This is a genomic window from Streptomyces sp. BK239 (assembly GCF_004217285.1).
In the GTDB taxonomy this organism is placed as follows: Bacteria; Actinomycetota; Actinomycetes; order Streptomycetales; family Streptomycetaceae; genus Streptomyces.
This window is the reverse complement of sequence record NZ_SHKS01000005.1, coordinates 284,987-304,418: the sequence shown is the minus strand read 5'-3', so window position 1 is coordinate 304,418 and position 19,432 is coordinate 284,987. Positions and strand designations below refer to the sequence as shown.

The 19,432-nt window shown below is 71.9% G+C and carries 14 protein-coding genes and 1 pseudogene; 6 read left to right on the top strand and 9 right to left on the bottom strand.

The features are described 5' to 3' along the window. Positions 1–46 precede the first annotated feature (46 nt). Together EV567_RS17860 and EV567_RS17855 are read right to left on the bottom strand one after the other, a co-directional pair. Positions 47–2,287 (bottom strand): serine/threonine-protein kinase, encoded by a 2,241-nt coding sequence (locus EV567_RS17860; RefSeq protein WP_130441684.1) that lies wholly within the window; start codon positions 2,285–2,287, stop codon positions 47–49. 283 nt (positions 2,288–2,570) lie between these two features. Continuing rightward, on the bottom strand, positions 2,571–4,277 hold the full coding sequence (locus tag EV567_RS17855; protein WP_130441157.1) for a glycerol-3-phosphate dehydrogenase/oxidase: 1,707 nt from the start codon (positions 4,275–4,277) through the stop codon (positions 2,571–2,573). Between the two features lie 301 nt (positions 4,278–4,578). On the opposite strand from EV567_RS17855, the gene EV567_RS17850 reads away from it, so the two are divergent. Beyond that, positions 4,579–5,787: a nucleotide sugar dehydrogenase gene (locus EV567_RS17850; RefSeq protein ID WP_130441155.1), complete on the top strand. Its 1,209-nt coding sequence runs from the start codon at positions 4,579–4,581 to the stop codon at positions 5,785–5,787. A 115-nt stretch (positions 5,788–5,902) separates the two neighbouring features. On the opposite strand, the gene EV567_RS17845 is transcribed toward EV567_RS17850, so the two are convergent. The 4 genes from EV567_RS17845 to EV567_RS17830 form a co-directional block, all read right to left on the bottom strand. After that, a complete protein-coding gene (locus EV567_RS17845; RefSeq protein WP_130441153.1) occupies positions 5,903–7,027 on the bottom strand; it encodes a GuaB3 family IMP dehydrogenase-related protein in 1,125 nt (374 codons plus the stop codon). A 136-nt stretch (positions 7,028–7,163) separates the two neighbouring features. Then, entirely contained in the window at positions 7,164–8,666 is a 1,503-nt protein-coding gene (guaB, locus tag EV567_RS17840; RefSeq protein ID WP_130441151.1) for an IMP dehydrogenase, read from the bottom strand. A gap of 164 nt (positions 8,667–8,830) precedes the next feature. After that, positions 8,831–9,424 (bottom strand): sigma-70 family RNA polymerase sigma factor, encoded by a 594-nt coding sequence (locus tag EV567_RS17835; RefSeq protein WP_130441149.1) that lies wholly within the window; start codon positions 9,422–9,424, stop codon positions 8,831–8,833. Between the two features lie 623 nt (positions 9,425–10,047). Continuing rightward, positions 10,048–10,659, bottom strand: a complete 612-nt coding sequence (locus tag EV567_RS17830; protein ID WP_003948568.1) for a response regulator transcription factor — start codon at positions 10,657–10,659, stop codon at positions 10,048–10,050. 378 nt (positions 10,660–11,037) lie between these two features. Here EV567_RS17830 and EV567_RS17825 point away from each other — a divergent pair, with 378 nt between their 5' ends. Then, positions 11,038–11,364: a WhiB family transcriptional regulator gene (locus tag EV567_RS17825; protein WP_130441147.1), complete on the top strand. Its 327-nt coding sequence runs from the start codon at positions 11,038–11,040 to the stop codon at positions 11,362–11,364. Between the two features lie 181 nt (positions 11,365–11,545). Here the strand turns inward: EV567_RS17825 and EV567_RS17820 are convergent, their stop codons facing one another. Beyond that, a complete protein-coding gene (locus EV567_RS17820; protein WP_130441145.1) occupies positions 11,546–12,445 on the bottom strand; it encodes a LysR family transcriptional regulator in 900 nt (299 codons plus the stop codon). Between the two features lie 377 nt (positions 12,446–12,822). On the opposite strand from EV567_RS17820, the pseudogene EV567_RS17815 reads away from it, so the two are divergent. The 4 genes and pseudogenes from EV567_RS17815 to EV567_RS17800 all read left to right on the top strand — a co-directional run bounded on the left by EV567_RS17815 (position 12,823) and on the right by EV567_RS17800 (position 16,993). Further along, positions 12,823–14,042, top strand: a pseudogene (locus EV567_RS17815) (RNA-guided endonuclease InsQ/TnpB family protein). Positions 14,043–14,093: 51 nt separating this feature from the next. Further along, on the top strand, positions 14,094–14,867 hold the full coding sequence (locus EV567_RS17810; protein WP_130441143.1) for an SDR family oxidoreductase: 774 nt from the start codon (positions 14,094–14,096) through the stop codon (positions 14,865–14,867). An 87-nt stretch (positions 14,868–14,954) separates the two neighbouring features. Further along, positions 14,955–15,644 (top strand): ester cyclase, encoded by a 690-nt coding sequence (locus EV567_RS17805; protein WP_130441141.1) that lies wholly within the window; start codon positions 14,955–14,957, stop codon positions 15,642–15,644. Between the two features lie 320 nt (positions 15,645–15,964). Then, a complete protein-coding gene (locus tag EV567_RS17800; protein ID WP_242620902.1) occupies positions 15,965–16,993 on the top strand; it encodes a hypothetical protein in 1,029 nt (342 codons plus the stop codon). A gap of 8 nt (positions 16,994–17,001) precedes the next feature. Here the strand turns inward: EV567_RS17800 and EV567_RS17795 are convergent, their stop codons facing one another. Continuing rightward, complete coding sequence (locus EV567_RS17795) at positions 17,002–18,237, bottom strand: PP2C family protein-serine/threonine phosphatase (protein ID WP_130441139.1); 1,236 nt, start codon at positions 18,235–18,237, stop codon at positions 17,002–17,004. 92 nt (positions 18,238–18,329) lie between these two features. Next, entirely contained in the window at positions 18,330–19,289 is a 960-nt protein-coding gene (locus EV567_RS17790) for a chlorophyllase (protein ID WP_130441137.1), read from the bottom strand. Between the last annotated feature and the right edge of the window lie 143 nt (positions 19,290–19,432).

Below are 19,432 nucleotides of genomic sequence, written 5' to 3'. Positions count from 1 at the left end.
GGAGGGATGCCCAGATCTCACGCACCGCACACGGCGGACCCGCGTCCTACTTCTTCGGCTGGAAGGTCTCCGTCAGCGTCGTCCAGGTGCTCCGGCGCAGCTCGCCGTCCCAGGAGGCCGACTTCGCCGTGTACATCAGCGCGTATCCCTGGCTCGGGCTGACCACGAACCCGCGGTCGATCGTGCGGTAGCCGGTGCCGTCCGCCGAGTAGGTCCACTCCCAGTCGGCCGTGTTCCAGCCCCGGTAGGCCACCTTCTCTATGCGGATCTTCTGGTACTGCGAGCGCCTCATGGAGCGCTCCTGGTTCTTCCAGTCCGCGACCGGGTCGTCCTTGGGCGTGGACGTCCAGGCGACGAGCAGCTTCTGTCCGTCGGGCCCGGTGAACCGGTCGCCGGCCTCGCTCGCCTCCTGGTACTTCCACCCGGCGGGCAGGCCTATGGAGTAACCCTGGGAGCCCTTGTGGGTCGACACCGCCCCGCCCGCGCCGCCGGTCCCGCCGACGGCGCCGCTCGGGGCGGCCGCGGACCCCGTGCCGGTGGACGCGGACTGGCCGGTCGCGCCGTCGGTGCGGGTGCCGTCGGCCTCGTCGCCCTTGGTGTCGGGGCTCGGGCTCTTGCCCGGCGCCGAGCCGGCGCTCACGCCGGCCGGGGAGCCGCCGGGCTTCGCGCCGTTCGTCTTCTCGTCGTCCCCGTTGAGGACGACGGCCAGCACGGTGCCGAGCACCGCGAGGACGACCACCACGGCGATGATGACCAGCGTCCGCTTCGGCACCACGTCGGTGATCGGCGCCCGGGGCACGGGCCGCGGCGGAAGGTCCGGCGGAGTCATCACGGGCCACCCGGAACTGCGGCCGCCCGTGCCGCCGGCCGTCCCGGAGGATCCGGACACCGGGGCGGACGCGGATCCGGACGCCGCCGTGGCCGTGGCCGCGCCGGTCCGCGCACCGGCCTCGGACCTCGGCGCGGCAGCCGGCGAGGCGGCAGCCGCGGCGGAGGGCGCGGACTTGGCGGCCCCGGCACGGGACCCCGAGCCGAATCCCGAGCCCGACCCCGAACGAGAACCGGACCCCGAACCGGAACCGGAGTCGAAACGGGAAGCGGAACCGGAACCGGCCCCTTCGCCGCCCTTCACGGAGTCACCGGCCCGCCGGGCTCCCGAGCCGGCCGCACCGGGCGAGCCGGCTGAACCGGCCGTGCCCGACGAGCCCGCTGCACCACCCGAACCCGCCGACCCGTTGGCCGACTTTGCGCGCGCCGCGGCCGCCGAGGTGGCCGCCCCGGCCGCGACGGCGGCCTTGCGCACGGAGCGGAACGCCCCGCGCAGCTTCTCGGCCGCCTCCGCGCCCCCGGAGCCGCCCGAACCGCCCCTGCCGTCCGGCTGGATCGGCAGCGGCACGAGCTTGGTCGCGTCGGCCGGTTCGGCGTCGTCCGGGTCGGGCCCGTGGATCACCGCGTTGAGCATCGCCCGCGCCCCGGCGTCGTCGAGCCGGCGCTCGGGGTCCTTGGTGAGCAGACCGTAGATGACGTCCTTCAGCGGGCCCGCGTTCTTCGGTTCCTCCAGCTGCTCGGTCATCACCGCGGTGAGCGTCGCGATCGCGGAGCCCTTGTCGTACGGGGGGCTGCCCTCGACCGACGCGTACAGCAGACCGCCGAGCGACCACAGGTCGGCGGCCGGTCCGGGCTTGTGGCCGCGGGCGCGCTCGGGGGAGATGTAGGAGGGCGCGCCGACGAGCATGCCGGTGGAGGTGATGGACGGGTCGCCCTCGACCTGCGCGATGCCGAAGTCGGTGAGGACGACCCGGCCGTCCTCCGCGATCAGCACGTTCGACGGCTTCACGTCACGGTGCAGGATGCCCTCGCGGTGCGCCGAGCGCAGCACGTCGAGGATCGCGAGCCCGACCTCCGCGGCGCGCCTCGGCCGCAGCACGCCGTCCTCACGGATGACCTCGGCGAGCGACTTGCCCTCGACGAGCTCCATCACGATCCACGGCCGGTCGTCCTCGTCGACGACGTCGAAGACGGTCACCGCGCTGTTGTTGCGGATACGGGCGATGGCCTTGGCCTCGCGCAGCGTCCGCGTGATGAGCCGGCGCTTCTCCTCCTCGTCGATGTTCGACGGGAACCGCAGCTCCTTGACGGCGACCGTGCGCCCGAGGGTCTCGTCCTCCGCGCGCCACACCGTCCCCATGCCGCCGCGGCCGAGTACGTCTCCCAGCCGGTACCGCCCGGCGAGGAGACGTGCACTCTTGTCCTGACGGGATGTCCCCGCCCGCTCCGCCTCCGACATGCGTCCCCTCATGCAACCCGCCCTGACAGAGCCTCCATTGTCCCCTACCCGACAAGTGCCCGACGCCCAGGGGGCCCCTGACGGCACATGAGCGCCGACGTGTTCCGGCCAGAAGGCGCGGCGCGGATCCGCGCCTCCTCGAACCGGCCCCGCCCGCCGCCGAGTTCGGGACGGCGGCAGCACTCCGCAGGGGGCGCGCATTCGTCGCCGGGCGCCGGCCGGTCGTGGCCGATCGCACAGTTCCCCGCGGGCCGCATCGCGCGGATCCGAGGCTCCGGGCGGGTCACAGCGGGACGATGTCCGGCGCCCCGAGCCGTGCCGCGTCCGCCGTCAGGTCGTCGGGCTGGCGCTGGGACTCCCTTTCGGCCTCCACCCGCTTCTCGTAGTGCTGGACCTCGCGCTCGATCTGGTCCTTGTCCCAGCCGAGGACGGGCGCCATCAGCTCGGCCGCCTCCCGCGCGCTGCGCGCGCCCCGGTCGAAGGTCTCTATGGAGATGCGGGTGCGCCGGGTCAGCACGTCGTCGAGGTGCCGGGCGCCCTCGTGGGAGGCGGCGTAGACGATCTCGGCGCGCAGGTAGTCGTCGGCGGACTGGAGCGGTTCGCCCAGCGACGGGTCGTCCGCGACGAGGTCGAGGAGTTCCCCGGCCATCGAGCCGTACCGGTTGAGGAGGTGTTCGACCCGCACCACGTGCAGCCCGGTCCGGGCGGCCGTGCGCGCCCGCGCGTTCCACAGCGCCTGGTAGCCCTCCGCGCCCAGCAGGGGCACCTCCTCGGTGACGCAGTCGGCGACCCGCAGGTCCAGCCCGTGCACGGCGGCGTCGACGGCGTCCTTGGCCATCACCCGGTACGTCGTGTACTTGCCGCCTGCCACCACGACCAGGCCGGGCACGGGGTGGGCGACGGTGTGCTCGCGCGACAGCTTGCTGGTGGCGTCGGACTCGCCCGCGAGGAGGGGGCGCAGACCGGCGTAGACGCCCTCGACGTCGTCGCGGGTGAGGGGTACCGAGAGGACGGCGTTGACGTGTTCCAGCAGGTAGTCGATGTCGGCGCTGGAGGCGGCCGGGTGGGCCTTGTCGAGGTCCCAGCCGGTGTCGGTGGTGCCGACGATCCAGTGCCGGCCCCAGGGGATGACGAACAGCACCGACTTCTCGGTGCGCAGGATCAGCCCGGTGGTGGAGTGGATGCGGTCCCGGGGGACGACGAGGTGGATGCCCTTGGAGGCGCGGACGTGGAACTGTCCGCGCTCGCCCACCATCGCCTGGGTGTCGTCGGTCCACACTCCGGTGGCGTTGACGACCTGCCGGGCGCGCACCTCGTACTCGCCGCCGCCCTCGACGTCCTGCACGCGCGCGCCGACGACCCGTTCGCCCTCGCGCAGGAAGCCGGTCACCCGCGCCCGGTTGGCCGTCTGCGCGCCGTACGCCGCCGCGGTGCGCACCAGGGTGGCCACGAAGCGGGCGTCGTCCATCTGGGCGTCGTAGTACTGGAGCGCGCCGACCAGGGCGTCCTTCTTCAGGGCGGGGGCGACGCGCAGGGCGTGACGGCGGCTCAGGTGCCGGTGCATGGGCAGGCCCCGGCCGTGACCGCGGGCCATGGACATGGCGTCGTAGAGGGCCACGCCCGAACCGGCGTAGAGCCGCTCCCAGCCCTTGTGCTGGAGCGGGTACAGGAACGGCACGGGCTTGACCAGGTGGGGCGCGAGCCGCTCCAGCAGCAGGCCCCGCTCCTTGAGCGCCTCGCGGACGAGGGAGAAGTCGAGCATCTCCAGGTAGCGCAGGCCGCCGTGGATCAGCTTGCTGGACCGGCTGGAGGTGCCCGACGCCCAGTCCCGCGCCTCGACCAGGCCGGTCGACAGTCCGCGGGTGACGGCGTCGAGCGCGGTGCCCGCGCCGACCACTCCGCCTCCCACGACCAGCACGTCCAGCTCGCCCTCGGCCATGGCCGCCAGTGACCGCGCTCGCTGCGCCGGTCCCAGTGTCGCTGTCCTCACCGCTGCCTCCCGCTGTCGCCTCGCGTGGGCCTCGCCATCAGGGCGAGGCCGCGTCGCTTGTCCCCATGCCCAGATTCTGGCTGGATCGTCCGACTTCGGCCACCACGCACCCCCAGCCTGTGGACAACCCTCACGTGACCGTCGCCGAGTGCCCGAAAACTCGGGAAACACCACCGAACACAGCCGACCAATCCCGCATATCGGTCATATTTACTCCTAGTGTGACATTGAGTTCGCTCGTCCTGTCCACAGGGCTTGCGCACCTGTCCCGCTTCGGTTACTGGGAAGGACGGCTCACGCCATGCCCGCAGATCTCGCCGTGATCGGACTCGGACCGCTCGGCCTGCCCCTGGCCCAGGCCGCCGTGGCCGCCGGCATCCCCACGCTCGGCTACCGCACCGGTCCCGAGGCGGGCTCCCTCAGCCCCGCCGAACTGCGCCGGATGCTCTCGGGGGGCTTCCGGCCCGCGACCGACCCCGCACTGCTCGGCCGGGTGCGCACCGCCGTCATCTGCGCCCCCACCCCGCGCGACGCGGACGGCGGGCTCGACCTGAGCCAGGTCGAGGCGGCCGCCCGCACCCTCGCCGGGCATCTGCGCCCGCACACCACCGTGATCCTGGAGTCACCCGTCTACCCAGGGGCGACGGAGGAGTTCCTGCGGCCGCTGCTGGAGGAGACGTCCGGTCTGCGCGCGGGCCGCGACTTCCACCTCGCGTACTCCCCGAGCCGCGTCGACCCCGGCCGCCGGGACTTCACCCCCGTCAACACCCCCAAGGTCATCGGCGGCCTCACCCCGGCCTGCACCGAGTCGGCCGCCGCGTTCTACGGCCGCCTCACCGACAAGGTGGTACGCGCGCGTGGGCTGCGCGAGGCGGAGACCGTGCATCTGCTGGAGACCAACTTCCGGCACGTCAACATGGCCCTCGTCAACGAGATGGCCGTCCTCTGCCACGACCTCGGCGTCGACCTCTGGGACGTCGTCCGCTGCGCCGAGACCAAGCCCTTCGGCTTCCACGCCTTCCGCCCCGGCCCCGGCGTCGGCGGCCACTCCGTGCCGCTGAACCGCACCGGACACCTCGGCAGCCCCCTGCGGATGGTGGAGCTGGCCGAGCAGGTCAACAGCCGCATGCCCCGCTACGTCGTCCAGCGCGCCGCCGCCCTCCTCAACGAGCACGGCAAGTCCGCCCGCGGCGCGCGCGTCCTGCTCCTCGGCGTCACCTACAAGCCCGACCTCGCCGACCGGCAGAACACCCCCGCGCGCGAGATCGCGATCCGGCTGACGGAGCTCGGCGCCGCGGTCAGCTACCACGACCCGCACGTCCCGTCCTGGAGCGTCCTCGACCGCCCGGTCCCCCGCGCCGAGTCCCTCTACGAAGCAGCCGCCGACGCCGACCTCACGATCCTGCTCCAGCAACACCGCGTGTACGACCTCCAGGGCCTCTCGGTGAAGGCGCAACTGCTCCTGGACACCAGAGGAGCCACCCCGACGGGGGCGGCGCACCGGTTGTGAGGGGGGCGCCCAGCGCGCCCCCGGTTCGCCCCGCACTCCGCCCCGCGAGCGGCATGCGAAAGGGGCCGGCCGGCTCACCTGGGTGAGCCCGCCGGCCCCTTTCGGGGGTTCCGGGTCAGCGGCGGTGGACCGAGTCCGCGACCGTGACCTCCACGCGCTGGAACTCCTTCAGTTCGCTGTAGCCGGTGGTCGCCATGGCGCGGCGGAGGGCGCCGAAGAAGTTCATCGAGCCGTCCGGGGTGTGCGACGGGCCGGTGAGGACCTCCTCGAGGGTGCCGACCGTGCCGAGGTCGACCTTCTTGCCGCGCGGCAGTTCCTCGTTGACGGCCTCCATGCCCCAGTGGTGGCCCCGGCCCGGCGCGTCGGTCGCGCGGGCCAGCGGGGAGCCCATCATCACCGAGTCCGCGCCGCAGGCGATCGCCTTGGGCAGGTCGCCGGACCAGCCGACGCCGCCGTCGGCGATCACGTGCACGTACCGGCCGCCGGACTCGTCCATGTAGTCGCGGCGTGCCGCGGCGACGTCGGCCACCGCCGTGGCCATCGGGACCTGGATGCCGAGCACGTTGCGCGTGGTGTGCGCCGCGCCGCCGCCGAAGCCGACCAGCACGCCGGCCGCGCCGGTGCGCATCAGGTGCAGGGCCGCGGTGTAGGTGGCGCAGCCGCCGACGATCACCGGGACGTCGAGCTCGTAGATGAACTGCTTCAGGTTCAGCGGCTCGTGCGAGCCGGAGACGTGCTCCGCCGAGACCGTCGTACCGCGGATGACGAAGATGTCCACGCCCGCGTCCACGACGGCCTTGGAGAACTGGGCGGTGCGCTGCGGGGAGAGCGCCGCGGCGGTGACCACGCCCGAGTCGCGCACCTCCTTGATGCGCTGCCCGATCAGCTCCTCCTTGATGGGAGCCGCGTAGATCTCCTGCAGACGCCGGGTGGCCGCCTCGACGGGCAGCCCGACGATCTCGTCCAGCAGCGGCTGCGGGTCCTCGTGCCGCGTCCACAGGCCTTCGAGGTTGAGCACGCCGAGCCCGCCGAGCTCACCGATGCGGATCGCGGTGGCCGGGGAGACGACCGAGTCCATGGGGGCGGCCAGGAACGGCAGCTCGAAGCGGTAGGCGTCGATCTGCCAGGCGATCGAGACCTCCTTCGGGTCCCGCGTACGGCGGCTGGGGACGACGGCGATGTCGTCGAAGGCGTACGCCCGGCGGCCGCGCTTGCCGCGCCCGATCTCGATCTCAGTCACGTCTGTGGCCTTTCCCTGATGCGTTTCAGCGTCTTCCAGTATCGCCGACGGGCCCGACGGGCACACCGAGGGCGGCCCCGGAACGAGCGAGGGCGGCCCCGGGGGACCCGGGGCCGCCCTGGCGGAAGCCCTGCTTCTACTTGGTGCTGTAGTTCGGCGCCTCGACCGTCATCTGGATGTCGTGCGGGTGGCTCTCCTTCAGGCCCGCCGAGGTGATCCGGACGAAGCGGCCCTTGCTCTCCATCTCCCCGATGGTGGCCGCGCCCACGTAGCCCATCGTCTGGCGGAGACCGCCGACGAGCTGGTGCAGCACGTTGCCGAGCGGGCCGCGGTAGGGCACCTGGCCCTCGATGCCCTCGGGCACGAGCTTGTCGTCGGAGCCGACCTCGGCCTGGAAGTACCGGTCCTTGGAGTAGGACCTGGCCTGGCCGCGGGACTGCATCGCGCCGAGCGAGCCCATGCCGCGGTACGACTTGAACTGCTTGCCGTTGATGAACTGCAGCTCACCCGGCGACTCCTCACAGCCGGCGAGGAGGCTGCCCAGCATCACCGTGTCGGCGCCGGCGGCGAGCGCCTTGCCGATGTCGCCGGAGTACTGCAGGCCGCCGTCGCCGATCAGCGGGATGCCGGCCGGGCGGGCCGCGAGCGAGGCCTCGTAGATGGCGGTGACCTGCGGGACGCCGATGCCGGCGACGACACGCGTGGTGCAGATCGAGCCGGGGCCGACGCCGACCTTGATGCCGTCGACACCGGCGTCGATGAGGGCCTGCGCGCCGTCACGGGTGGCGACGTTGCCGCCGATCACGTCGACGCCGACGCTCGACTTGATCTTGGACATCCAGCTGAGGGCGTTGCTGTTGTGGCCGTGCGAGGTGTCGACGACCAGGAAGTCCACACCGGCCTCGGCCAGCGCCTGGGCGCGCTCCAGCGCCTCGGGGCTCGCGCCGACGGCCGCGCCGACGAGCAGCCGGCCCTCGGCGTCCTTGGCCGCGTTGGGGTACTGCTCGGCCTTGACGAAGTCCTTGACCGTGATCAGGCCCTTGAGGACGCCCGCGTCGTCGACCAGCGGAAGCTTCTCGATCTTGTGGCGGCGCAGCAGCTCCATGGCGTCGCCGCCGGAGATGCCGACCTTGCCGGTGACCAGCGGCATCGGCGTCATGACCTCGCGCACCTGGCGCGTGCGGTCCGACTCGAAGGCCATGTCGCGGTTGGTGACGATGCCGAGCAGCTTGCCGGCCGGGTCGGTGACCGGGACGCCGCTGATGCGGAACTTGGCGCACAGCGCGTCGGCCTCGGCGAGCGTGGCCTCGGGGTGCACCGTGATCGGGTCGGTGACCATGCCGGACTCGGACCGCTTGACCAGGTCGACCTGGTTGACCTGGTCCTCCACGGACAGGTTGCGGTGCAGCACGCCGACGCCGCCCTGACGGGCCATGGCGATCGCCATGCGGGACTCGGTGACCTTGTCCATCGCCGCGGAGAGCAGCGGGATGTTCACCCGGACGTTGCGGGAGATGCGGGACGAGGTGTCGACCGCGTTGGGGAGCACCTCGGACGCTCCCGGCAGCAGCAGCACGTCGTCGTAGGTCAGCCCGAGGGTCGCGAATTTGTCGGGCACTCCGTCGACGTTGGCAGTCATGACACCTTCCCCAAATGGCCTTGATCGGTGCGGATGTCCATGCTAACGGGAAGCGCGCTTCACTCATTCCACGGTTCGGAAGGACTCCTGGCTTCGTATGTTCGTACGGCACCGGCCCCGGGCCCGTTCAGCGGGGGGCCGCCGCAAGGGGCCGCTGGTCCGGACTACTGCTCGGCGAGGGCGCGCAGTCTGCTGAGCGCCCGGTGCTGGGCGACGCGGACCGCGCCGGGTGACATTCCCAACATCTGACCGGTCTCCTCCGCCGTGAGGCCCACCGCGATGCGCAGCAGGAGCAGCTCCCGCTGGTTCTCGGGCAGGTTGGCCAGCAGTTTCTTCGCCCATTCGGCGTCGCTGCTCAGCAGGGCCCGCTCCTCGGGCCCCAGGGAGTCGTCGGGGCGTTCCGGCATCTCGTCCGACGGGACCGCCGTCGAGCCGGGGTGGCGCATCGCCGCGCGCTGGAGGTCGGCGACCTTGTGGGCGGCGATGGCGAAGACGAAGGCCTCGAAGGGACGGCCGGTGTCCTTGTAGCGAGGCAGGGCGAGCAGGACGGCGACGCAGACCTCCTGCGCGAGGTCCTCCACGAAGTGCCGCGCGTCCCCGGGGAGCCGGGACAGCCGGGTGCGGCAGTAGCGCAGGGCGAGGGGGTGGACGTGGGCGAGCAGGTCGTGGGTGGCCTGTTCGTCGCCGTCGACGGCGCGGTGCACGAGGCCGCCGATCGCCCCCTGGGCGTGGGCACGGACCGCCTCGTCATCGCGCATCGGTCCATGGTGCCCTGCGGCCGGGCCGGCCGCCGCGCCGTGCCCGTCGTTGTGCACCGAAGCGTTATGAGCAGGTGCGCCGGAACTCATCCCCTGCGCCCTCCCCTTCCGCTCGACCGACTCGTCCCCGAGGAACTCCACACCTCAAGGATGCGGCATCCGCCGGGAAACGAGCAGCGGGCGGTCCGGCGGGATCCGGCGCCGCCACCGGTCTGCGCCCCGCGTACGGGTACTCTCCGCGCGCTCGCGGTCCCGCGCGAGCAGGGCCCGTCCCGCATACCCCGCTCCCCTCCGCCGACGTCGGCTCACTCCGTCCCCGTCCGGCAGACCGCGTCTGTGACGAAGTACGCGCACGCGACGGATTCCACTCATACGACGAGTCGTGCGCCGAGGTCGTACGACGGTGTCCCCGGGCCGCCGTCGCCCGCACCGTGGCGCTCGCCTCACCCGTGACGTTTTCCACACGCACGGCGCACACGGCGACTCCCGTCACTCGCGTGTCGGTGCGCGCCCGTCACGGAGAGTGGTCGGAACGGGGTGCCGAGAGGGCCGAAGCCCTCCCCCACCGGAACGCGTGTTCGCCCCGGTGTTCGGCTCGAATGTTCGACCCGGCGGACCGGTCCTCAGCGGACCAGCCCCCAGCGGAACCCGAGCGCCACGGCGTGCGCGCGGTCCGAGGCGCCGAGCTTCTTGAACAGTCGGCGGGCGTGGGTCTTCACGGTGTCCTCGGAGAGGAACAGCTCCCGGCCGATCTCCGCGTTGGAGCGGCCGTGGCTCATGCCCTCCAGCACCTGGATCTCGCGGGCGGTGAGCGTGGGGGCCGCGCCCATCTCGGCCGAGCGCAGCCGGCGCGGGGCGAGCCGCCAGGTCGGGTCGGCGAGGGCCTGGGTCACGGTCGCCCGCAGTTCGGCGCGCGAGGCGTCCTTGTGCAGGTAGCCGCGGGCCCCGGCGGCCACCGCGAGAGCGACTCCGTCGAGGTCCTCCGCGACGGTCAGCATGATGATGCGCGCGCCGGGGTCGGCGGACAGCAGCCGCCGGACGGTCTCGACGCCGCCCAGCCCGGGCATGCGCACGTCCATCAGAATCAGGTCCGAGCGGTCGGCGCCCCAGCGGCGGAGCACTTCCTCGCCGTTGGCCGCCGTCGTCACGCGCTCGACGCCGGGCACGGTCGCGACCGCGCGGCGGAGCGCCTCTCGGGCAAGCGGGGAGTCGTCGCAGACGAGGACGGAAGTCATGGCCGCCCTCCGCAGCTGATGCGCGTCACCTTGTGCCTCCAGGCTGGTACGAATCGTCACCTGTGCGGTCGACCGTCTCGGACGCCTGCCCGAGCGTTTGTGTTTTCAACCGCCTCCGCACTCTCAACGATGGTCACTCGAAAGAGTTACGGGCTGCGTGCAGTCTTCGGCACTCTACGTGAGGGGACGGACACGCGGGAGGCAGCCGCGCGGGCCCTCGGTCTTTCATCACGAGCGATGCCCCAATTAGCCCCATTTCTTCCCATTTACTGGTGTCTGAGGCTAGATTCGCAATGAGTCATATTTTCATCTCCTTAGATCGTAGTTGTACGGTCGTTGGCACCGTATCCGCTCGAAACGGCTACAAGGGGTCACGCAATGGCAGATTTCTCCCGCCTTCCCGGACCGAACGCGGACCTGTGGGACTGGCAGCTCCTGGCCGCCTGCCGCGGGGTGGACAGTTCGCTCTTCTTCCATCCGGAAGGTGAGCGCGGGGCGGCGCGGAGCGCTCGCGAGAACTCGGCCAAGGAGGTCTGCATGAGATGCCCGGTCCGCGCGCAGTGCGCGGCGCACGCGCTGGCGGTGAGAGAGCCGTACGGCGTGTGGGGCGGGTTGACCGAGGACGAACGCGAGGAGCTCATGGGCCGGGCACGCCACCGCCTGGTGTCGGCGTCGACCGGCGGGGAGACACCGCCGGACGACTGAAGGAACGCGGATCAGGACAACTGAAGGAACGTTTCTGCACAGAGGTCAGCTCAGAGGTCTGCATCAAGGTCGGCACAGAGGTTCTGCACGAAGGTCTGCAAAGGGATGGGGCACGCACACGTGTGCCCTTGTGTCATGTGCGCGCCCTCTCAGCGCGCCCCCGTTCCTGTGCGCGCCCCTCTCAGCGCGCCGCCGCCCGCTCCAGCTGGTCCAGGGTCGCCGCCACCGCCGGCACCGGCGCCAGGTCGGGCAGGGTCAGCGCGACGATCTCCCGCCGCACCGCCGGCTCCAGCGTCACCGCCCGCGCCCCTCGGGGCCGCACGGACTCGATCGCGAGCTGGGGCAGGACGGCGACACCGAGCCCCGCGCCCACCAGGCCGGCGACCGCCGGGTAGTCGTCGGTGGCGAAGTCGATCCGGGGCGTGAAGCCCGCCTCCGCGCACACCTCCACCAGCTGGCCACGACAGCGCGGGCAGCCCGCGATCCAGGGCTCCCGGGCCAGTTCGCCTATGGCGACGGACTCCGCGCGCGCGAGGGGATGCCGCTCGGGGACGAGGGCGACGAGCCGGTCCGTCAGCAGGGGACGTACGACCAGGTCGGCCCACTCCTGCGCGCAGCCCGGCGCGCTCTCGTAGCGGAAGGCGAGCGCGATGTCGCAGTCGCCGGCGCGCAGCTTGTCCACCGAGGCGGGCGGTTCCGCCTCCTCCAGGGAGACGCGGGTACCGGGGTGGGCGGCGCGCAGCGCGGCGAGGGCGGTGGGCACGAGGGCGGAGCTGCCGCTGGGAAAGGAGACGAGCCGCACCCGCCCGGCGCGCAGCCCGGCGATCGCGGCGACCTCCTCCTCGGCGGCGGTCAGCCCGGAGAGGATCCCGGCCGCGTGCCGTACCAGGGCCTCGCCCGCCTGGGTCAGCCGCATCTCGCGTCCGCTGCGCACGAGCAGGGGCGTGCCGACGGACGCCTCCAGCGCCTTCATCTGCTGGCTGACGGCCGGCTGGGTGCAGCCGAGCTCGCGCCCGGCCGCCGAGAAGGAGCCGGTGGCGGCGACGGCGCGCAGCACACGGAGATGACGGGCCTCGATCACCCTTCGAGCATAAGCGGCCCTTGGGATCATCGGTCGATCATGCGTCGGCGCTTTGACGGCGACCGTCCCGCTCCGCAGGGCGACGGGAGCGGGCGAGCACATTTCTGGTCACCTGCGTCTTGCGAGGAAGCCCCGGCGTTCACGCCGGAGAGGGAACGCATCCGTGTGTCGCGACGCGGAGCGTCGCCGCGTCGGTACCGGCGCGAAGTGCCCGTACCGCTGCTGTTCCACCGAGGTGGTGCGAACGTGGGTGCGCGTGGTCGCTGGTCGGGGTGGTGGCCGTGAGATCGGAGGGCGTGTGTGCGACCGCCGTACGTATGGTCCTTCGCAAGGTCGGGGAAGGCACCGGATCCCGGGCGGGCCTTTGAGGGGGCGAGATGGCGCAGGCGGAGGCGGTTGCGGAGGTCGGGCATGCCCGCTACACCTACCGGCTGCGTGTGTCGTCCACTGCCCGCGCTGCCCTGCTGGCGGAGGGGGATCGGTGCCGCTGGATCTGGAACGAATGCGTCGCCAAGTCCAGGGCCGTGCACCTGCACAACAAGGCGAGTGGCGAGAAGCAGACGTGCGGTCCGGCGCAGCTGGACAAGATGCTGACCGAAGCCCGCAGGACTGCGCCGTGGCTGCGTGAGGGCTCGTCGGTGGTCCAACAACAGGTCATCCGTGACTTCGGCCGCTCCCGCGCCAAGGCGCACAAGGACATCCGCGAGCGCCTGCCCGAGGCCCGCCGGGCCGGTATGCCCGCGCACAAGAAGAAGCGTGAGGCCCTGCCGAGCCTCAACTACACCCAGCGCGGCTTCCGCCTGAAGGACGGCCGGCTTTACCTGGCGGGCGGGACCGTGGTGGGGGTGGTGTGGTCGCGGGAACTACCGACACAACCGTCCTCGGTACGCGTCTATCAGGACAGCCTCGGGCACTGGTACGGCTCGTTCGTCGTCCCCGCCCAGGTACAGCCCCTGCCGGAGACCGGGCGGGTGCTCGGTGTGGACTGGGGTGTGAGCCAGACCGCGACCACCACCTCCGACCCGTACGACCTGGCCCACGCCGAGCACGGCAGGAAGGCGAAGGAGAAGCTGACCCGGTACGACCGGATGATGGCCCGCCGCAAGCCGAAGAAGGGGCAGCCGGCGTCGAAGGGCTACCGTGAGGCGAAGAAGCTGCGGGCAAAGGCGCACAAGAAGGTCGCACGGCGGCGTCAGGACACCGGCCGCAAGTGGGCCAAGAAGGTCGTCCGCGACCACGACGCCGTCGCGGTCGAGGACTTCCGCCCCAAGTTCCTGGCCAGAACCACGATGGCCCGCAAGGCCGCAGACGCCGCCATCGGCGCCACCAAAATCGCCCTGATCGAGATGGGCCGCAAACACGGACGGGACATCCGCCTGGTCCACCCCGCGCACACCACGATGGACTGCGCGCACTGCGATGCGAGAGCCAAGCATCGCCTGCCGCTGGGGATGCGCACCTACACCTGCACCGCATGCGGACACACCTGCCCACGGGACAAGAACTCCGCACGCGTCATGCTCGTCCGGGCTGGTTTCACCCGGCTGGTGCCGACGGCACAAGACCTCCCGGAGCGCCGCTCCGGGAGGCAGCCTGAGCCAGGAATCCCCTCCCCCACAGGGAGGGGAGGATTCAATAATCTTGCGCCATGACTACGGCTCTGATCACAGGTTCGACCGCGGGCATCGGTGCCGCGTTCGCGCGGCGGCTGGCGGCGGACGGGCATGACCTGGTCCTCGTGGCCCGGGACACCAAGCGGCTGCGCGAGCAGGCCACCGAGTTGCACGACCGGCACGGCATCGAGGCGGAGGTGCTGACCGCCGACCTCGCCGAGGACGCGGGCATCGAGGCGGTGGCCGCCCGGCTCGGCGACCGCAAGAACCCCGTCGACCTGCTGGTCAACAACGCCGGCTTCGGGAACAAGGGCCGCTACCTCGACGTGCCGATGGCCGACGAGCTGAAGATGCTCAAGGTGCACTGCGAGGCGGTGCTGCGGCTGACCTCGGCGGCCACGGCGGCGATGCGGGAGCGGGGACGCGGCGGTGTCGTCAACGTGGCCTCGGTGGCGGCGTTCCTGCCGCGCGGGACGTACGGGGCGTCGAAGGCGTGGGTCGTGCAGTTCACGCAGGGGGCCGCGAAGGACCTGGCGGGCAGCGGGGTGCGGCTGATGGCGCTGTGCCCGGGCTTCGTGCGCACCGAGTTCCACGAGCGGGCCGGGATGGGCACGGACAACATCCCGGGCTGGATGTGGCTCGACGCGGACAAGCTGGTCGCGGCGGCGCTGCACGACCTGGCGCGCGGGAAGTCCGTGTCGATCCCCGACGCCCGCTACAAGGCGCTGATGGGCCTGGTGAAGGTGACTCCCAGGGGCCTGCTGGGCGGGGTCAGCTCGCGGACGGGACGCAAGTACGGGCCGCAGTAGGCGGGCGGTGAGCGGTGGGTGGCGTCGGCGCTCCGGTGGGAAAATGGGCGTGACGGAACCGGACCCAGGGGGGCCGGAGGCTGCGCCATGACGTTCGTACAGCTCATCGACTGCAGGACCAGCCGGTTCGACGAGATGAACCGGCTGCTGGACACGTGGGTCGAACAGACCAAGGGGAAGCGGACCGCCACGCACGCGCTGGTCGGCAAGGACCGCTCCGACGATTCGCACTTCATCGAGATCGTGGAGTTCCCGTCGTACGAGGAGGCGATGCGGAACTCGAACCTGCCGGAGACCGGACGGATCTTCCAGGACATGGTCGCCCTGTGCGAGGAGACGCCGACCTTCACCGACCTGGACGTGGTGCGCGACGAGCAGCTCAACCGCGTGATGGCCCGCGAGTTCTTCGAGGGGCTCGGACGGGGCGACATCGACCGGCTGTTCGAGCGCGTCTCGGACGACTACCTCGACCACGACCCGGCCAACGCGCGTGACACGGGCTTGCGGGCCGCCCGTGAGGAGGTCGCGGGCTGGCGGCGGGCCTTCGACTTCTCGATGCGGGTGGACGACCAGCTCGCCGAGGAGGACCGGGTGTGCACCCGCTGGACCTTCACGGGCCGCCACCACGGCGACTTCGTCGGCATCCCGGCGACCGGCCAGGACGTCACCATGACCGGCATGACCTGGCACCGCTTCCGCGAGGGCATGATCTGCGAGGCCTGGTGGCAGTACGACCGGGCGGGGCTGCTGGAACAGCTGGGGGCACTGGGCCGGTAGGCCGCGCACGCGGGGGCCCCGTTCCGCCCGGGCCGGCCGGGACGGGGCCCCCGCGCAGTCAGCCGCTCCTGTGGATGGCGATTGAACACCGGGAAGGTGAAAGCCCCGGCCTGCGGTTCGGGATCTTGTCATGCGTCCACGCAGTGGAGTTGCTCCGTGTGGGTGAACGCAGCGCGAAACGGTCCTCACTCGACGCGTCCGCCCGCAGACTTTGCGTGCGGCACATTCACCGCGAACGCAGCACCCCATGCAAACGGCCCCCGCAGCGGCGGCAACCGCTCACGAGGGCCTGGACCACTAGTGGAAGTACGGCCTCCACCGTGATTTATCGTCACCATATCGCGCCCCCGCGCGCCTACACCCAGTTCTCGCACGACATCATCCGGCACCCCCGGCTCTCCTCCGACGCCGTGCGTCTCCTCACCTGGCAGCTCTCCCTTCCCCAGGGAGCGCGCGAGCCCCTCTCCCGCACCGCCGAACGCGCCAACATCGGTGCCTGCGCCTTCAGTCGGGCCAAGCGGCAGCTCAAGGAGGAAGGGTTCGTGCACGAGCGGCGCGTCCAGGGTTCCGGCGGTCACTGGGCCACCCAACAGCTGGTCTCCAACGTGCCGTTGAGCGCCGCCGAGGCGGCCAAGCTCCTCGGGCGGATGCCCGTGGCGGGCGCGGCGCCCGAACCCGTGTCGCCGCAGGTGGCACCGAGTCCCCTGATTCCGGCCGTCGGTGATCCGACTCCCCGGCTCTCCGACGGTCATCCAAAGAAAGACCTTGCAGGAAACACCTCCGACCAACCCCCCGAGCCCCCGGTCCAGCCGGGCCCCGAGCCGGCTGTCGCGGCTGAACCCGAGACGGACGCGCCCCCGGAGATCCTCTCCGCCGCCACCGACCTCGTCGCCGGCTTCCCCCGCCTCTCCCCCGCGCTGCGCCACGTCCCCCGGCCGATGCACGCCGAGCTGACCCGGCTCACCGCCCGCTGGCTGGAAGCGGGGCATCCGCCCAGCGCCGTCCGCATCCACATCCTGCGGGGCCTGCCCGACGACACCACCCCCGTCCACCGCCCCGGCGGCCTCCTGCGCCACCTCCTCCGCGAGGTCCCGCCCGTCCCCGAGCCCACGCCGCCGAGGCCCGCGCCGGACCCACTCCCGCCGACGCCAGCCGCAGGCCCACGTCTCTCCGCCCGCCTGACCGGCGCCGTCGAGTGCCAGGGCCCCCACACCCAACCGATGCTCTTCCGCCCGACCGCCGGAGAAACCCTCTGCCCACGCTGTGCCACCGGTGGCCGGCTCGCCGACGTGGCAGACCGCGGTCGGCGGGCCGGGAGCACGACGACCCTCGTCCGAGGCGTCTGTTGAGTTCTTGGTCAGTCCGGCCGTACCGGGGCGGGGCTTGCTCTGTGCGATGTCGGGTCGCGCGGGTCGTTCGTCTGCGGGCCGTGCCAGTCAAGGCACAGGACGGTGGCGTCGTCTCTCGGCTGACGACCGCCGTAGGCGTCGGCCACCGCGCCGACCAGCGTGCGCACGACCTCGCGGGGGTGCTCGGCGGCGGTGTCGCTGATCAGGGCGGGCAGGTCGACGGTGTCCGCCTCGCGTTCCTGCATGCCGTCGGTGTACAGGATGAGGCGGTCGCCGGGGCGCAGGTCGAGGTCCTGCACCCGGTAGGCGCCCTGCCAGGCGACGCCGAAGGGCAGGTTCACGGCCAGGCGCAGCTGTTGGACCGTGCCGTCGCGCAGTCGCAGCGGCCAGGGGTGGCCGGCGTTGACGAGCTGGGCACCGCTGCCGTCCAGGGCGATGCGCACGAGCTGTCCGGTGGCGAAGGTCTTCCGGCCGTGGTCGATGAGTGCCTGGTGGGTCTGGCGGGCCTGTTCGGCGAGGTCCTTTCCGGCGCGGCGGGCGCCGCGGGAGGCGTTGACCAGGAGGGTGGCCATGAGTGAGGCGTCGACGTCGTGGCCCATGGCGTCGGTGACGGACAGGTGCAGGGTGTCCTGGTCGAGGGAGTAGTCGTAGGTGTCGCCGGCGATGTCGGAGGCCGGGACCAGGGCGCCGGCGAGGTCGAACTCGGCGGCCTCGCAGGAGGCGGCCGAGGGCAGCAACTGGCGCTGGATCTCCGCGGCCAGACTGACCGTGGTGGTGCGGTTGCCCCAGTGGTAGAGGTCGGTGAAGCGGCGGTCGGTGACGATGATGTACGCCAGCGCGTGCGCGGCCTCCGCGACCTGTGCGAGCACGTCCTCGGTGGCGTCGTCGAGGAAGAGTTCGAGGACGCCGATGGTGTCGCCGCGGTTGGTGACGGGGGCCAGCACCCGCTGTCCTTGCTCGTGTCCGTCGTGCGGCGTCCGCACCGGCTTCTGGGTGCGCAGGACCTCGTCGTAGACGCTGCTGCCGGCCAGGGAGATGTGTTCGGCACGGTGCTGCTGCGGCGTGGCGGTGTTGTCGCTGACGCGCAGCAGACGACGGCCGACGACGTCGACGAACAGGAACGACACGTACCGCGCTCCGAAACGCCGGCGCAGGTTGTGCGCCACGACATCCAGCGAGCCGACCGGCGCGGCTTCCTCGGCCGCCGTCAGCACGTCCGCCAGTTCCACCCGCTCACGCAACACACCAGCCTCCTCTTGGTTGGAGACTCGTTTTCCCGCCGACCGGCCAAACACCCCCACTGCTGCGACAGGTGCCTGCGCTCAGGCGTGCCGGCCTACTTGGATTCGACGCGTCCGACGGGGTCGGAGTCGGCCGCCAGCGCGTCGCACGCCGTCTGCCAGGCCCGGTCCTCGGGGTGGAACGCGCTGCGCAGGTAGGCCCAGGCGAGGTGGGCGAGGGCGGCGACCCGCTCGGGGTTCTCGTCGGTGGTCTCAGCGACGTCGTATCCGGAGACCCCGCCGAGCCCGTGCTCCGCGCCGAACAGGGTGAGCAGGGACTTGGGGCCGGGGGCGAGGGTGTAGGGATCGGTGTGCCAGTCCGGGCCGTTGACCGTCAGGAAGGCGGAGTCGTCCTTGTCGCCGGCGACCACGAGTGCGGGGGTGGTCATCGTGGAGAAGTCGGTGGTCAGGAAGAAGGGGTAGTTCTCGACGGTGAACTCGGTGAGGGCGTCGCCGCCCCGGCCGGGCGCGGCGAGCAGCACGCCTGCCCTGATCCGCGGGTCGGCCAGGTCCACTTCGGTTCCGTCGTGGGGATCGGTGAGTCGGGCGCCGAGCAGCAGGCTCGCGGTGTGCCCGCCCATGGAGTGCCCGGCGACGGCGATCCGGCTCCGGTCGAGACGTCCGGCGAGCTGCGGAACGGCTTCCTCGATCGCGTCGAGCTGGTCGAGGACGCGCGTCATGTCCTCGGCCCGGGTACGCCAGTGCGCGGCGGCCCCGGGGGTGTCGGCGTCCAGGCTCAGCGTCCTGGAGTCCAGGTGGGTGGGCTGGATCACGACGAAGCCCCGTCCGGCCCAGAAGTCGGCGAGCGGGGCGTAGCCGTTCAGCGAGGAGAGGTGGTGGGAGAAGCCGAGGCCGTGCGAGAGGAGAACGACCGGCAGCTCGCTCCCGGTCACCGGCGCGGAGACGCGCACCTGGAGGTCCACGGCGCGGCCGGGGGCCGGCAGCACCACCGGACTGACGGAGAGGACGGGGGTGGGCGAGTGGAGGGTGCGGGCCGGGTAAGCAGGTGCGCTCATGAGGAGCATGCCCTTCGGTGACACCCGTCGCCTGGCCGCGTACGGCGGCGGCGGGTACGGCGGAGTGCCCGCAGTCAGCTAACCTGAAAGCGGATCGTTGTTCCATTTAAGATACGGAACACTGATCCGCTTAGTCAACGGCC